This window comes from Pseudomonas sp. PF05 (genome assembly GCF_056521845.1).
In genome coordinates, this window is sequence record NZ_JBWLPW010000001.1 from 479,789 (window position 1) to 494,929 (window position 15,141).

The window sequence follows — 15,141 nt, forward strand, 5'->3', positions numbered from 1 at the left end:
CCCCCAAGGAAACCCCTTGTGGGAGCGAGCTTGCTCGCGATAGCGGTTAGTCAGCAGCATGAATGTTGACTGACCTGCCGCTATCGCGAGCAAGCTCGCTCCTACAGGGGGATGTGGTGAACCTGAAATCACCCGCTGCCAAGCTGTTAAGATGCCGGCCTATTTCCCCCTGGCCTGCTGCCATGCTGCTTCCTGCCCTCGACTGGCATCCCCAACCCCGACTCGAACCCCTTCACCTGGACTGGCTCGCCCGCGCCGGTGTTGAGGTGGCGGTGTTGCGCCTGGACCGGATCGATCCGCTGATCAGTGGCAACAAGTGGTTCAAGCTGATTCATCATTTGCGCGCCGCCCATGAGGCCGGTGCCGAGGGGGTCATTAGCCTGGGTGGGGCCTATTCCAACCATTTGCATGCGTTGGCGGCGGCGGGCAAGCGCTTCGGGTTTCCCACGATGGGGCTGTTGCGTGGTCACCCCCAGGACACGCCGACAGTGCGCGACCTGAAAGCGTTTGGCATGGACCTGCACTGGCTGGGGTATGGCGGATACCGAGAGCGACACGCGCCGGGTTTCTGGGCGCCGTGGCAGATCCGCTATCCACATTTGCATCCGGTGCCCGAGGGCGGTTCGGGGTTGCCTGGCGCACAAGGTTGCATGGCCTGGGCAGCCAGTGTCGGTGAGCAACTGGCGACGTTGGGCTGGGCGGACTTTCACGGTTGGTGGCTGGCCTGCGGTACCGGAACGTCGCTGGCTGGGCTGGTACTGGCTGAAGCGGGGCAGCGTCCGGTCTATGGCGTGCTGGCGGTGCCCCAGGACCATGGCGTGGCGCAGCAAGTCGAAAGCATCGTGGGGGAGGCGGGCCTTTGCAGTGCGCTTTATGAATTGTTCGACGGCAGCCGTGGTGGTTTCGCCCGGGTTGATGCCGAACTCACCGAGTTCATCGAAACCACGGCGGCCATCGAACTGGAGCCGTTGTACACCGGCAAAGCCTTGATGGTGCTTAAAGCGCGGGTCGAGGCCGGAGGGATTGCCCCTGGCACCCGTTTGATCTTCGTCCACACCGGCGGTTTGCAAGGCCGCCGAGGGTTCGAGTAACGGCGATCAACCGCGTTTGGGCATCATCCGCAGCAGCGTGTTATCCCGTACCACATAGTGGTGGTACAGCCCCGCCAAGGCATGCAAGCCAATCAACCAATAGCCGATGGTGCCGCCCAGCACATGCCAGCCTTCCAGCTGCTTGGCAAAATCCTTGTCCTGACCGATCAGCAAGGGCAGGTCGAAACCGTAGAACATCACCTGATGCCCTTCGGCGCTGGTGATCAGCCAGCCCAGCAGCGGCATGGCGATCATGAACAGGTACAGCGCCCAGTGCATCAGGCGAGCCAGGAGGGTTTGCCACGCAGGCGACGCCGGGAAAACCGCCGGTGCCTTACCCATGCTGCGGGCGAACAGGCGTAGACAGACCAGGAGGAGCACTGTCAGGCCGAGCATGAAGTGCGCTTCCTTGATCAGGGTCCGGCCATCGCTGCCCTTGGGGAAAATTCCCCGGAATTCGATGCAGGCATAAACCACGGCCAGTAGCACCAGCATCAGCCAATGCAAGGTCACCGTGACGGTACTGTAGCGGTTTTCTGAGTTTTTCCAGGGCATTGCAGGGATCTCCAACGATCAGGGTAGAGCGCCGTCTAGCGCGGCGTTATCCGTTTACTCTAAGCCCGTTTCGCTGGGTTTGCATGAGCCAGATCAGTTTTGCCGGCATCAAGCCACCGGGTTGGATCAAGGCGTGAAGTCCGGCGGATTGAGCAGCCAGTCCAACAGCAGCCCCGCATCATGATTGCCACGGGGCGGTTTCGGGGGCGCGGCGGTAGGGCCTGCGCCGGTATCGACAGCCCCTGGGCACAGCACCGGTCGATCGGGGTCGCCATCGAGAAAGCTCACCAGCACTTCGCTGCCGGCCAAAAGGCTGGGGCTGCCACCCAACGTCAGCCGCGACACGGGCAGCGTGATGCCGTCCTGGTCCGGCGCCCACAGGCTGACACTCACCTGGCCACGTTCATCGGGGTTGGCCGGTTGACCGGCGCGGCCGAGTACATGGGCCAGGTGGTATCCGGGGATGCAGGGCTTGGGATGCTTGAGGGCCGGCCTGAACACCGTGGACCAGGGAATGGCGGTGAACCGGTTGCGGTAGCCACGGGCCGACGGTGCGGCGGGCAAGTCCGGTTCCAGGATCGAAAACTGCCGCCCGCGATGCTGGACTTCGGTGATCAGCCATTGATCGTTGAAGGTGGAAACCGGGTGCTCGCAGATCTGCACGATGTCGCCGCCGTGCAGGGCCGCTTGGGTGCTGTGGCCATGGATTTCCCGTTGCCGGCAGCGCAGCCGTTCAAGGTGACGGCGACCAGCCTGGTAACGGTGAGCCAAGGCCGGGTTGCCGCGCATGCCTTCGTGATCGATCCGTTCAAGGGGTTGATTCGTCGCCGAGGCTTGGGTGTCGGACGAGGCCCGGTCGCTGAACCCGACGGGCAGGCCTGGCATGATCGGATGGTGACGCAAATACAAGCGCTTGACGGCCGGCAGCAGGCTGTCGTTCGGGTGTAGGGACAGTTCGATGGGGCGCGCGGGAAAGCTCTTGGGGTCTTCGGCAAACACCAGGACATGGCCCTGGGGAGTGTGTTCGAAGTGGTAATGAATGCCTTCTTCCTCGCACAGTCGTTGCAGGAGGGTCAGGTCGCTTTCGTCGTACTGGATGCAAAACGGGCGACACGGATACTGCCCATGGGGCAGTTCGAAACGGTAACTGTCGACAGGCAGCGCATGTTCTTCCAGCAGGCGTTGCAGCACCTGCACCACGCTCAGCCGATGGAAAACCCGGCGCCGCGGGCCTTGCTCCAGTTGCTGGAGGTAGGGGACCAACGTCAAGCGATAGCCGATGCGCCGCGGCGCCAGGGCACTCAGGCTGACGCTGTGGACAACCCCATGGACGCCCGATTCGCCGTCCAGGCGCAGGAAGGCCGGATGCCCCAAGAGCAGGTCGGGGGGTATCGGTGGGGCCAGGCCGATCAGTTCAAGGTCAAAGCGGTATGGCTGGTTGAGGGCTTCGCGGCCATTGAACCGCAAGACTTGCAGTTGCAAGTCGCTTTGCGTGAGCGTCAGGCTGAAGGGGCTTTCCGTGTCGTTGCGCATCGCAGCTCCTACTGGCGGGGAGAGAGGCGCAGAGGGTACGAAACCGCGAGGGGAAACGGTGCTTGTGAATCGCTATTTCAGAAACGCCCTACAACACGCTGTGAAAATGTCGATCCGGCAGGGTGAATTTTTTGGTCGATCAGCCGGTTTAGGCCGTATAAACTTGCGCCACAGCGCCGGCCGGCAGATGTCTCGGCGCGTCAGACAAGAGAGTGAGTAATGGGCGCACAGTGGAAGGTTAAACACAAAGAAGCGGCTGCCAACGCCAAGGGCAAGATCTTCGGCAAATTGGTGAAGGAAATCACCATTGCCGCGCGCAACGGCGCTGATACCGCTACCAACGCGCACTTGCGACTGGTGGTCGAACAGGCGAAGAAGGCCTCGATGCCCCGCGAGACCCTGGAGCGTGCGATCAAGAAAGGTTCTGGCCAGCTCGGTGAAACCGTGCAATACCACCGCGTCACCTACGAAGGGTTCGCGCCGCACCAGGTGCCGCTGATCGTTGAATGCGTGACCGATAACATCAACCGTACCGTTGCCGAAATTCGCGTCGCGTTCCGCAAGGGCCAACTCGGCGCCTCGGGTTCGGTGGCGTGGGACTTCAACCATGTCGGCATGATCGAAGCCGCGCCGGACAGCCCGGACGCCGATCCGGAAATGGCCGCCATCGAGGCCGGTGCCCAGGATTTCGAGCCGGGCGAAGAAGGCGCGACGCTGTTCATCACCGATCCTGCCGACCTCGATGCGGTACAGAAGGCTTTGCCGGAGCAGGGCTTCACCGTATTGTCGGCCAAGCTGGGCTATCAGCCGAAAAACCCGGTCAGCGGCCTGACCGACGAGCAGATGGCTGAAGTCGAAGCGTTCCTCGAAGGCCTCGACAACCACGATGACGTGCAGGACATGTTTGTCGGGTTGGCGGGTTAAGCGAAGTACAGGCAATCCCCTGTGGCGAGGGAGCTTGCTCCCACTCGGCGGCGCATAGGCGCTGTGTAGGAGCTGTGTAGGAGCTGTGTAGGAGCTGTGTAGGAGCTGTCGAGTGCAACGAGGCTGCGATCTTTCCCCAGACACTTGAGTCTCAAGCGAAAGATCAAGATCAAGATCAAGATCAAAAGATCGCAGGCTTCGCCAGCTCCTACAGAGTCCAGCGGGAGCAAGCTCCCTCGCCACGGTCGCGCAGTAAACCTTCGATCTCATCAAACCCCGGCCGCGCCAGCACATCAGGCTGACAGCAACGCACCTGCAGATCCTGCAACACTGCCAGTTCCTCAGCACCGAGCGCCGGTTCGATCCGCGCCAGCAATTCCCCCAGCAGAATCCCGAAGGCCCGCACTTCGATGCGTTGCAGTGCGCGGGTTTGAAGGTTGTCCGTGGTGGCGTGGAACGACGCGGCGCCAAAATCCCCCAGCAGGCAATCGCCCTGGTCATTGCACAGGATATTGTGCCCGTAGAGATCCCCGTGGGTGATGCCCTGGCGGTGCAGGTGCGCCGCCACCGAGGCGATGCCATGGGCGATGCGCAGGGCCGCCTGGGCGTTGAGGCGCAGCTCATCGGCATACACGTCACGGCTGCACGACGCCAGGCTCGGCAGCCCGGCGAGGTTACGGTAGCTGGGCTCGATCAGCGCCATCACCAGCCCGGCCTGTTGCTCGGGGTGTCCGGCAACCTGACCCAGCACCTCAATCAGGTTCGGGTGTCGACCGGCAGTGATGCAGGCATGCATCTCATGCAGGGGCGAGCCGTCGCTGGTCATCTGGCCTTTGTACAGCTTCACTGCGACCTTTTGCGCCACCTGGCCGGGCGTCCGCCAGAGCGCCTGATGAATTACCCCCGACGCGCCTTCGCCCAGTGGCTGTTGCAGTTCCAGATGCGCCCAGGCGATAGGCGTTGTGCTATTCAGGGCCGCCGCTTCTGCCTGGGCTTGCAGCGGGTTGCCAGCGTAGGCCAGCCAGCTGAGGCTTGGCAGCTTGAGCAACCATTGCGGCAGTTCGGTCAGTTGGTTGGCGGCGATGCGTAGCAGTTCGAGTCGATGACACTGGCCCAGGCTCGCCGGCAGCTGCTGCAAACGGTTGCCGGCCAGCATCAGTTTTTGCAGAGAGGGGCGTTGGCCCAGTTCATCCGGCAATTGGTTGACGCAGTTGTCGGTCAGGATCAGCCAGCGCAGCCGTGGTGGCAGCGCGGCGCCCGTGACGCGCGCGATGCGGTTGGCCTTGAAACCGACCATGGTCAACGCGCTGCAACGGCCCAGGCATTCGGGCAGTTCGGTGAAGCGGTTGTCCGAACAGAACAGCACGCGCAGGCGAGTCAGCCGATGCAGGTCGTCGGGCAGCGTGTCCAACTGATTGCCGCTGAGGTTGAGAATCTCGAGGGAATCGGCCAGGTCGAAGATTTCCCTGGGAAACTCCGTCAAGCCGCAGGCCAGGTCCAGCCGAGTAATGCCTGAGAGCTGGCCGGCGCGTAGTTGGGCGAGGGTGTGCATGGAGAGGTTCGCTATTGATCAAGAAAAAAGAGCGCGAAAAAAAACTGTGGCGAGGGTGCTTGCTCCCGCTCGGCGGCGCTGTGGGAGCTGCGTAGGAGCCGTGTAGGAGCTGTGTAGGAGCTGTCGAGTGCAACGAGGCTGCGATCTTTCCCCTAACACTTGAATCCCAAGCCAAAGATCAAGATCAAAAGATCGCAGGCTTCGCCAGCTCCTACAGAACCCAGCAGGAGCAAGCTCCCTCGCCACAGGTCATCTGTTCAATTCATTGTGAGTAGGCCGCATGATAACTGCAAAGCGCGCGCTAGCGCTCGATGCTGCGGTTCCAGCGGGCGTTCCAGGCCGGGCGTTGTTCGTTGACCTGGTCCCAATCCACCGCAATCGCTGTTTCCAGGTATTGCTTCATCGCTTCCACCTGGCCGCGGGTCTTGTCGGTGGTCGGGGTGTTGGGGTTGGACGGGATCTGGTCGCCTTCTTCCAGGGCGATGGCCTGGGCTTGCGGGGTCAGCAGGAAAGCCGCGAGCTTTTGCGCCAGTTCCGGTTGGGTATTCTGGGCGATGGCGCATTCGGCGACGTTGAGGACCACGGCGCCTTCCTTCGGCTGGGCATATTCGACCGGCATGCCCTTGAGTTTCAACGCGGTCACCTGGGTCGGCGTCAGCGGGAACAGCGCGGCTTCGTCGGTCTGCAGCATTTCGGATATCTTCGCCGAGCTCGGGATGTACTCCAGCACGTTGCGTCCCACTGTATTTGGCCACGCTTTGAAGCCCGGCTCGACGTCGGTTTCGCTGCCGCCCTGGATCCGGTTGAACATCAGGAAACCGTGCAGGCCGAATGTGGACGAGGCCATCGACTGGAACACCACTTTGTCCTTGAAGCGCGGATCGGCCAGGTCCATCCATGAAGTGGGCGTATTCCAGCCCTTCTCCTTGAACAGCCGAGTGTTGTAGGCCAGCCCCGTCACCCCGAGGCTGACGGCCACGGCTTGATCCTTGATGCGTCCCTTGGCCGGGATCTGCGCCAGGGGCGGGCTGTCTTCGAGCTTGTCGCACAAGCCCATGGCGATGGCGCGATACATGATGCCGTCATCGAGGAACATCACATGCATCTGCGGGTTGCCTTTGCTGGCCTGGACTTTGGCCAGGATGTCGGCGGAGGTGCCGGGCACGATGACCACTTTGACGTTGTTGGCTTTCTCGAAGGCCGGCAAGACCTTGTCGGCGTAGAGCCGCTCCATGGTTCCGCCGTTCATGCCCAGGTAAAGCGTCGGCTCGGCCAACGCCTGGGTGAGCGGGAGCAGGGTGCCCAGGCAAGCGGAACCCAGCGAGCAGAAACCGAACAGTGCACTGCGTTTGACGTTATTCATTGGCGCGACCTTCCTCTATCAAGCAACGGAGATGGAGTGAAACCGGGTGATGGAAAACGCATCCAGCGGCGTGGTCGAAGCCCCGCTGCAGATGATCTCGGTGAGCGCCTGGCCCACCGCCGGGCCGATCTGGAAGCCCGCACCGGCAAAGCCGAACGCGTGCAACAGACCGGGCTGGGTGCTGCTGTGGCCGATCACCGGCTGGCGATCGGGCAGGTAACCTTCGGTGCCGCTCCAGGTACGAATCGCCTGGGCGCCTTCCAGGAATGGGTAGAGTTCGACCGCCTGGTGCAGGATTTCCAGCACCGCATTCTGGCCGGGTCGGGCGCGAGCGGCGTCCAAGGCAAAACCTTGGCCGCCGCCCAGCACGCAATTGCCGCGTGAAACCTGGCGGGCATAGATGCCGCCGCCTTCGACGCCAGTGCTGGCGTCCATGACCAAGGGCAAGGGCTCGGTGACCAGCATCGCCGGATGCCCGGCGTGCATCGGCACCGCTTCGCCGAACTGCGCGGCGAACTGACTCGCCCAGGCACCGGCGCAGTTCAGCAGCCAGGGCGCATGGAACGTCAGGCCCGTTGCGGTGTGTACGGCAAAGCGCTGGCCGTCGTGTACCACGTTGCTGACGGCGCACTGTTCGTGGACTAGCGCGCCCTGCCGGCGAGCGGCCTGGGCAAAGGCAGGCGATACCAGGCGTGGATTGGCGTGGCCGTCGTCCGGGCACAGCGACGCTCCGACCGCGACAGTGCCGACCCACGGAAAACGGGCGCGCAACGCATCGCGATCGAGCAGTTGCAGATCCAGGCCAAACCCTTGGCTGGCGACGGCGTAGTCGTGCAGCGCTTGCAGATCTTCAGCGCTGCGGGCCAGCTTCAAATGACCGCTGCGCTGGTACTCACCATCGATGCCGATCAATTGTGGCAACTGGCTCCAGATTTCATGGGCCCGTTGCGACAAGGGCAATTGCGACAGCGGTCGGCCCTGGCGGCGCACACCGCCGTAGTTCACGCCGCTGGAGTGCGAACCGCAGAAGTCGCGCTCCAGCAACGCCACCCGGCGTCCGGCATGGCTCAGGAACAACGCGGCCGAGGCGCCGACGATGCCACCGCCAATGATCACCGCATCCACTTCAATCATGGCTCGACCTCCAGGCCGAACGGCACGGGCTTGATCGGTGCCTGGGCCCGCAAACGGCCGATGCTGGAAACGGTGCGGCCACTTTCGCGGGCGATGATTTCCGCCGCGGCGGCACCGCACATTCGTCCCTGGCAGCGGCCCATGCCGACCCGGCAATGCGCCTTGACCCGATTGATTTCCCAATGGCCTTCACCCACCACCTGGCGGATGTCGCCGGCGCTGACTTCTTCGCAGCGGCAAATCATCAGGTTATCGGCAGCGTCGGCGGCCCACTCTTCAGGAAAGGCAAACGCGCGTTCCAGGCCCTGTCGGAAATGGCCGATGCGTTCCAGCGATTGTTCCAACTGAGTGCAACGCTGCGGGTCGATCAGATAACCGCTGTCTTCGAGCAAGGCCAGGGCTGCCCGTTCGCCGGCTATTTCAGCCGCGTCGGCACCCATGATTCCGGCACCGTCACCGGCCAGGTAAATCCCCGGCACGCTGCTGCGCCCGGCGAGGTCCCGTTGGGGCAGCCAGGCGCGATTGAGGGCGTTCCAGGTGAAGTCACAGCCCAGCAAGTCGGCCAGTTGGGTTTCGCTGCGCAAGCCGTGGGCGAAGGCCACCGCATCGCAGTCGAGGGTGTGTTCGCCGCGTGCATTGCGCCATTTCAGTGACTGCACCCGGCGTGCTCCGTCGAGACGCGACAGGCTCGCGCCTTGATGCACGGCGATGCCATGGGCGGTCAGCCAGGCGCGGTAGTAGAGGCCCTTGGCGAGGGTGGCCGGTTGCGCCAGCAGGCCGGGCAGGGCGCGGACCTGGGCGCTAAAGGGCGAACTGTCGAGCACCGCGACCACGTTGGCGCCGGCCCGGGCGTATTGATAGGCCACCAGATACAGCAAGGGGCCGCTGCCGGCGAACACCACCCGTTCACCGATGGCGCACCCCTGGAACTTCAGCGCGATCTGCGCCGCGCCCAGGCTGTACACCCCGGGCAGGGTCCACCCCGGCACAGGCAGGACCCGGTCGGTGGCGCCAGTTGCGACGATCACGCTGGCGTACTCGAGGCGGTCGGCGCGGCCTTCATGCAGGGTATCGAGCAGGCCGGCCTCGGCGTTCCACACCAGGGTGTCGGGACGATAGTCGAGCTGTTCGCGCAATGCGTCGAGCGTCTGGTGGATGGCGTTGGCCTTGTGCGCTTCGAAGCCATAGAGCTTGCCCGGCGAGCGCTTGAAATTGGCCGGTTGGCGCCGATAGATCTGTCCGCCACCGCGGGCGGCTTCGTCCAGCAGAACCGGGTATAGGCCGTGGGCGACCAATGTCTGCGCAGCACGGATACCGGCCGGGCCGGCGCCGATGATGGCTATCGGTTTCATCGCCACCTCATTGGCAGGGCCGGGGGATTTGTGCTGCTGTTGGAGCCGTCATCGCGAGCAAGCTTTGCTCCCACAGTTTTTTTGCGGCGGGAGCAAAGCTTGTTCGCGAAGAGGCCATGCCTGTCGACAGTGTTCATAGCTGGCGCCCCGGTTCGCGGGTGATGTGCTGGCCGGCTTCGAGCAGGGTCGAGCAGGCGCGGACGCGGCGGCCATCGCCCAGGCGCACCCAGCAGTCCTGGCAGGCGCCCATCAGGCAGAAACCGGCCCTGGGTTCGGCGCTGAAGTCGCTGCCGCGCAGGTGTTCGCTGCAGGTCAGCACGGCGGTCAGCAGCGTGTCTCCCAACAGGCCGATGGCAGGCTGGCCGTCGAGGGTAAAGTCCAGGGCCGGGCGGTCGCCTTCGGCCAGTCGTTTCAGCAGCGCCATGGTGCCCTCATTGTTTGCCTACCAGGACCCGATCCAGGCCATAGACCCGGTCGAGCACAATCATGGTCAGCGCGGTCAGCGCGATGACCAGTGCCGACACCGCTGCCATCATCGGGTCGATGGATTCGGTGGCGTACACGTACATGCGCACCGGCAAGGTTTGTGTGGCCGGCGAGGTGACGAAGATCGACAGCGTGACTTCATCGAAACTGTTGATGAACGCCAGCAGCCAGCCCCCGGCCACCCCCGGCAGGATCATCGGCAAGGTGATTTGCCGGAACAGCGTGAAGCGCCCGGCCCCTAACGATTGCGCAGCCTGCTCGGCGCTGCGGTCCAGGCCGATGGCCGAGGCCAGCACCAGGCGCAGCACGTAGGGCGTGATGACCAGCACATGGGCGAAGATCAGCCAGGCAAAGCTGCCGTTCACGCCCATCAGCGCAAACAGGCGCAGCAACGCCACGCCCAACACCAGGTGCGGAATGATGATCGGCGACAGGAACAGGCCATTGAAGAAGTCGCGGCCGGGAAACTCGAGCCGGGTGATCGCCAGGGCTGCCGGCACCGCAATCAGCGTCGCCAGCGAGGCCGCGCTGAACGCCAGGACCAGGCTGTTGTAGAAGGCATCGACAAAATCCGCGCGTTCGAACACGGCGCGAAACCAGCGCAGGGAAAACTCGGTGGTCGGCAGGCTCAGGGTGTTTTCCGGGGTGAAGGCGACGAGGCAGACCACCACCAGCGGCGCGAGCATGAAGGCCACCAGCAGGGCGTGAAACAGCAGCGCGAAAGGACCGTTTCTAGACATGACCCATTACCCCAATGACTTCTTGTAGCGGCCTTCGATCATCCGGTTCCACGACAGCATGATCAGCAGGTTGAGCAGCAGCAGCGCGACAGCAATGGCCGCGCCCATGGGCCAGTTCAGCTCCGACAGGTATTGGTCGTAGATCAACGTGGCGACCATCTTCAAGCGCCGTCCGCCGAGCAGGCCGGGGATCGCGAAGGAACTGGCGGCGAGACCGAACACAATCAGCGTGCCGGACAGCACGCCGGGCATGATTTGCGGCAGCACCACTTTGCGGATCACCGTGAACTGGCTCGCCCCCAGTGACAGCGCGGCCTGTTCGGCGGCTGGGTCGAGTTTCTGCAGCGAGGTCCAGACCGGAATGATCATGAACGGCAACATCACGTGGACCAGGGCGATGACCACGGCGAACGGCGTATAGAGCAGCTTCATCGGCGCGCCACCGAAGGCCTGCAGGATCTGGTTGACCAAGCCGTCGGCGCCGAGCAACAGGCTCCAGCCAAAGGCCCGCACCACCACCGAAATCAGCAGCGGCGTGAGAATCAGGATCAGGAAAATCGAGCGCCACGGTGCGCCCATGCGGCTGAGGATGTACGCCTCGGGCACGCCGATCAGTACGCACAAGAGCGTGGTCAAGGCGCTGATCCAGAACGTGCGCCAAAAGATCTCGTAGAAGTACGGGTCGCCCAGCAGGTTGGTGTAGTGCTCGAAGGTATAGGCGTCGCCGTTGATGCCCGAGCTGTAGTCGAAGACGTTGAACGACAGGACCAAGGTCAAGCCCAAGGGAATGACGAGCAAGCCCAGGTACAAGGCCAGGGCCGGCGCGGACATCAGGTAGCCTTGGCGACCGCGGCGCATCGCATCGATCAGCTTCATGCCGGCACCTCGTCCGCACTCAGCACCCGCAGCAGTGCCGGATCCCAGTCCAGGCCCACCGCCGTGCCTTCGACCAAGGGTGCCGAGCCGTCGTTGCGGCGCACCACGCACAGTTCACCCAGGCTGGTCGAGACGCCGTACAGCCATTGGCTACCAAGGAAGAAGCGGCTGACGAGGGTGCCTTGCAATCGCCCAGAACCGGCCTCGCACAGGTCGATTTTTTCCGGGCGCAGGCTCAGGGTCAGTCCCCCATCGCCTCGGGTGCAGGCTTGAACGACGCCTGCGCTGTTGCGCTCGCCGGGCAGCAGGTTGGCTTTGCCGACGAAACCGGAAATGAATTCGGTGCGCGGGTGCTCGTAAAGGGTATACGGCGCGTCGATCTGGGTAATGCGCCCGGCCTGCATCACCACGACCCGGTCACTGATCGACAGGGCTTCGGACTGGTCGTGGGTCACCATCAGCGTGGTGATCCCGACTTCGCGCTGGATGCGGCGGATTTCGTATTGCATCTCTTCGCGCAGGTTGGCGTCGAGGTTGGACAGTGGCTCGTCGAGCAACAGCACTGGGGGTTCGATCACCAAGGCCCGGGCCAGTGCCACGCGCTGGCGCTGGCCGCCCGAGAGTTCTCGCGGATAGCGGTCGGCGTGGCGGTCCAGGCGTACCAGTTTCAACACCCGGTCCACCCGTTGTTGCAGTTCGCTATTGGCCACTTTGCGCATGCGCAGGCCGAAGGCAACGTTGTCCTTGACGGTCATGTGGGGAAATAGCGCGTAGCTCTGGAACACCACACCCAAGCCACGGCTGGCGGGCTTGGCGTGGGTAATGTCGCGACCGTCCAGCAGGATGCGCCCGCTGCTGACTTCGACGAAGCCGGCGATCATCTGCAGGGTCGTGGTTTTGCCGCAGCCGGAAGGTCCCAGTAGCGAGACGAACTCGCCTTTTTCCACCGACAGGTTGGTGGCGACCACGGCGTCGATATCGCCGTAACGTTTGCCAAGTCCTTCAAGTTGCACAAAAGCCATAGCTGCGCTCCACCTGGGATTGTTATGCGTCGCCGCAAGGCGCGCTTTTTTATGGGCAGATACGAAAGGATGCTGCTGGGGTGCGTTGGCGCTCGACTTCAAGTCGGCTGCCGCTGTTGTTCGAATCGCCCCTGTCTGGACGAAGAGTAGGACGAAGAATAGGATGGGCTCAATGGACTATTTCACTGAAGCGAAGACTATTTTCAGTTTCATTCAGTGAATAAATTTAATGATGAGAAATAGCATGTCTAATTCCACTGATCGGAATAATGAGAAAGGCGAGGTGGGTGTCGGTGCGGTTTCCAGGCTGTTTGCCGTGTTACGCAGCCTGGGTGACACCGCCGAGGGTGGCGAGCGGGTGACACAATTGGCCCAGCGCATCGGCCTGTCCCAGCCCACCACGCATCGCTTGTTGCGTAGCCTGATGGACGAAGGCATGGTCGAGCAGGACGCACGCAGCAAACGCTACCGCCTGAGCCTGGAGTTCTTCGCCCTGGCCGCCCGCGCGGGCAACACCGGCAACCTGCGCGAACTGGTGCGCCCGGCGATGCTGCGGTTGTCGGCTTCTCTGGGGGACTCGCTGTTTTTGCTGGCGCGCAGTGGTTTCGATGCGGTCTGCCTGGACCGCAGCGAGGGGCCGTTTCCGATCCGCACGTTCACCGGCGACATCGGTGGTCGCGTGGCGTTGGGCGTGGGGCAGGGCAGCCTGGCGATCCTGGCGTTTCTGCCGGAGCAAGAGCGCGACACGGTGATTCAATACAACCTGCCGCGGCTCAAGGATTTCCATTTGTACGACGAAGTGTTCCTGCGTTCGGAAGTGGAGAACGTCCGTACGCTGGGCTACGCCGGGCGTAACACCGGCGTATTGCAGGGCATGGCCGGGGTGGCCGTGCCGATCCTGGACCGTGACGGCCGGGCCGTGGCTGCCTTGAGCGTGGCAACGGTGAGTGACCGCCTGGGGCCCGAGCGCCTGCCGACGGTGGTGGACATGCTCAAGCGCGAGGCGGCCCTGATCGGGCCGCGGATCAACCCGTTCGACCCGTTGCTGCGCAGGCCTTCGCTGGTGTTTGGGCAGGGGTGAATACACTCTCAAGCGCAGCCCTTATCCTTTGTGCGAGCAAGCTCGCACAGAGATTTACACAGGGTAAGGGGCTCAGAAATTCAGGGTTTGCTTGAGCCGCTGCACCGTCGGCGTATCACTGGGTATGACCATCGCATAGTTGTAGCCGGGCCCGGACCAGTACTCGGCTTGCAGCTCGCCCTCACGGCGACTGCCCCGTGGCAGCAGGAAGTTTTTCGGGCCGGGCGGGCGCACGTAGAAGCTGATTTTCTGACCGCTCGGGTCCTGGTAGACCACCATCGCCGCTGCGCCTTGTTCGGTGCTGAGCAAGCGTCCGCTGACGGGCTTGAAACCGGCGCCCGACAGGTCTGGCAGGCGGTCGGCCTGGGTGAAGTAACGGTCGAGCCAGCCTTGCATGCTCTGCTCGTCACCCGTCTGGTAGTCGGCCGGAAGGATGCCCTGCTGGGCAATCAAGCGGTATGCCTGCAAGGCATCGGCCATGGGGGCTGCGGTGCTGAGCAGGGTCATTTGCCGCGCTTGCCAGCCGCCGAAGCCACCCACGCTGACGGCCAGCAGCAACACCGCGGCGTTGGCCAGGTGGCGGCGGGAGCGCTGTTTCAGGCGCTGGCGAATCATGGCCGGGTCGAGATCCGGATTGGGCGGCTGTTGCAAGGCGCCGCTCAGGGCCGTGCGCAGGTGCTGCGCGTCCTGTTGCCAGGCGCGGACCCGGGCGGCGACTTCCGGTTGGTTGGCCAGGTAGGCCTGCACCAGGCGCTGGTCGGCCTCGCTCAGTTGGCGATCGACGTAGGCGTGCAGGTCGCTGTCGCTGGGGGGCATGCTGATCATTTGAGTATCCGCAGGGTGGGGCGGGTGATTTCGCCGTCGCTGAGTTGGCGCAGAGCCTGTCGAGCGCGCGACAGACGGGACATTACCGTGCCGGTCGGCACGCCGAGGATGTCGGCGACTTGTTGGTAGCTCAAGCCTTCCACCGACACCCACAGCAACAGTGCACGTTGTTCCGTCGTGAGCTGATCGAACGCTTGCAGGGACGATTGCGCGATCACGCTGCGCTCGGCCGAAGGGTGGGCATCGTCGCGGCCGGTGAAAAACTCCAGCATGCGTGCATACCGTCGGGAGCGGCGGTGGCCGTCGATAAACTGCCGATACAGAATCGAAAACAGCCAGGCCCGCAGATCGCCGTCCGGGCGTTTGTCGTTCCATTTGGACAACGCTCGCTCCAGGCACGCCTGCACCAGGTCATCGGCGTTGCTCGGGTTGCGCGTCAGCGACACGGCAAAACGCCGTAGCCTGGGGATGAGTTCGCGCAACTGTTCGTCGAATGCGTTCATAAGGGTGTGGCTTCTGTAGGCGGTCGCTGCGCCGGGACTGGAAAGACGACCCTCGAACGAGATTATTCCAGTGCAGGAAAAATAAATACGAGGCGTGGGAATAA

15 protein-coding genes are annotated in these 15,141 nt (G+C 63.4%); 3 read left to right on the forward strand and 12 right to left on the reverse strand.

The genetic code is table 11. The features are described 5' to 3' along the window. Positions 1 to 182: 182 nt before the first annotated feature. A complete protein-coding gene (locus AC09SL_RS02115; RefSeq protein WP_058544048.1) occupies positions 183 to 1,091 on the forward strand; it encodes a 1-aminocyclopropane-1-carboxylate deaminase/D-cysteine desulfhydrase in 909 nt (302 codons plus the stop codon). Positions 1,092 to 1,097: 6 nt separating this feature from the next. Here AC09SL_RS02115 and AC09SL_RS02120 read toward each other — a convergent pair whose 3' ends face one another. After that, positions 1,098 to 1,646, reverse strand: coding sequence for a cytochrome b (locus tag AC09SL_RS02120; RefSeq protein WP_058544047.1), 549 nt, complete (start codon positions 1,644 to 1,646; stop codon positions 1,098 to 1,100). A gap of 126 nt (positions 1,647 to 1,772) precedes the next feature. Continuing rightward, positions 1,773 to 3,179: a type VI secretion system Vgr family protein gene (locus tag AC09SL_RS02125; protein WP_058544046.1), complete on the reverse strand. Its 1,407-nt coding sequence runs from the start codon at positions 3,177 to 3,179 to the stop codon at positions 1,773 to 1,775. Positions 3,180 to 3,398: 219 nt separating this feature from the next. Between AC09SL_RS02125 and AC09SL_RS02130 the strand changes: the two genes are divergently transcribed. Next, a complete protein-coding gene (locus tag AC09SL_RS02130) occupies positions 3,399 to 4,103 on the forward strand; it encodes a YebC/PmpR family DNA-binding transcriptional regulator (protein ID WP_058544045.1) in 705 nt (234 codons plus the stop codon). 208 nt (positions 4,104 to 4,311) lie between these two features. On the opposite strand, the gene AC09SL_RS02135 is transcribed toward AC09SL_RS02130, so the two are convergent. The 8 genes from AC09SL_RS02135 to AC09SL_RS02170 all read right to left on the reverse strand — a co-directional run bounded on the left by AC09SL_RS02135 (position 4,312) and on the right by AC09SL_RS02170 (position 12,628). Beyond that, positions 4,312 to 5,655 (reverse strand): leucine-rich repeat-containing protein kinase family protein, encoded by a 1,344-nt coding sequence (locus AC09SL_RS02135; protein WP_058544044.1) that lies wholly within the window; start codon positions 5,653 to 5,655, stop codon positions 4,312 to 4,314. Positions 5,656 to 5,956: 301 nt separating this feature from the next. Then, positions 5,957 to 7,018, reverse strand: a complete 1,062-nt coding sequence (locus AC09SL_RS02140; RefSeq protein WP_058544043.1) for an ABC transporter substrate-binding protein — start codon at positions 7,016 to 7,018, stop codon at positions 5,957 to 5,959. An 18-nt stretch (positions 7,019 to 7,036) separates the two neighbouring features. Then, positions 7,037 to 8,152 (reverse strand): NAD(P)/FAD-dependent oxidoreductase, encoded by a 1,116-nt coding sequence (locus AC09SL_RS02145; protein ID WP_058544042.1) that lies wholly within the window; start codon positions 8,150 to 8,152, stop codon positions 7,037 to 7,039. After that, complete coding sequence (locus AC09SL_RS02150) at positions 8,149 to 9,504, reverse strand: FAD/NAD(P)-dependent oxidoreductase (protein ID WP_058544041.1); 1,356 nt, start codon at positions 9,502 to 9,504, stop codon at positions 8,149 to 8,151. The genes AC09SL_RS02145 and AC09SL_RS02150 overlap by 4 nt, the downstream gene beginning before the upstream one ends. 133 nt (positions 9,505 to 9,637) lie before the next feature. Beyond that, positions 9,638 to 9,928, reverse strand: a complete 291-nt coding sequence (locus AC09SL_RS02155; protein ID WP_058544040.1) for a (2Fe-2S)-binding protein — start codon at positions 9,926 to 9,928, stop codon at positions 9,638 to 9,640. A 7-nt stretch (positions 9,929 to 9,935) separates the two neighbouring features. Then, positions 9,936 to 10,730, reverse strand: a complete 795-nt coding sequence (locus tag AC09SL_RS02160) for an ABC transporter permease (RefSeq protein ID WP_058544039.1) — start codon at positions 10,728 to 10,730, stop codon at positions 9,936 to 9,938. A gap of 6 nt (positions 10,731 to 10,736) precedes the next feature. Further along, positions 10,737 to 11,606: an ABC transporter permease gene (locus AC09SL_RS02165; protein ID WP_058544038.1), complete on the reverse strand. Its 870-nt coding sequence runs from the start codon at positions 11,604 to 11,606 to the stop codon at positions 10,737 to 10,739. Further along, entirely contained in the window at positions 11,603 to 12,628 is a 1,026-nt protein-coding gene (locus tag AC09SL_RS02170; RefSeq protein ID WP_058544037.1) for an ABC transporter ATP-binding protein, read from the reverse strand. The genes AC09SL_RS02165 and AC09SL_RS02170 overlap by 4 nt, the downstream gene beginning before the upstream one ends. Positions 12,629 to 12,872: 244 nt before the next feature. On the opposite strand from AC09SL_RS02170, the gene AC09SL_RS02175 reads away from it, so the two are divergent. After that, a complete protein-coding gene (locus AC09SL_RS02175; protein WP_058544036.1) occupies positions 12,873 to 13,709 on the forward strand; it encodes an IclR family transcriptional regulator in 837 nt (278 codons plus the stop codon). Positions 13,710 to 13,781: 72 nt separating this feature from the next. Here AC09SL_RS02175 and AC09SL_RS02180 read toward each other — a convergent pair whose 3' ends face one another. Together AC09SL_RS02180 and AC09SL_RS02185 are read right to left on the reverse strand one after the other, a co-directional pair. Beyond that, positions 13,782 to 14,534: an anti-sigma factor family protein gene (locus tag AC09SL_RS02180; RefSeq protein WP_058544035.1), complete on the reverse strand. Its 753-nt coding sequence runs from the start codon at positions 14,532 to 14,534 to the stop codon at positions 13,782 to 13,784. Then, on the reverse strand, positions 14,531 to 15,037 hold the full coding sequence (locus AC09SL_RS02185) for a sigma-70 family RNA polymerase sigma factor (RefSeq protein WP_058544034.1): 507 nt from the start codon (positions 15,035 to 15,037) through the stop codon (positions 14,531 to 14,533). Before AC09SL_RS02185 ends, AC09SL_RS02180 begins: the two co-directional genes overlap by 4 nt. Positions 15,038 to 15,141: the final 104 nt, after the last annotated feature.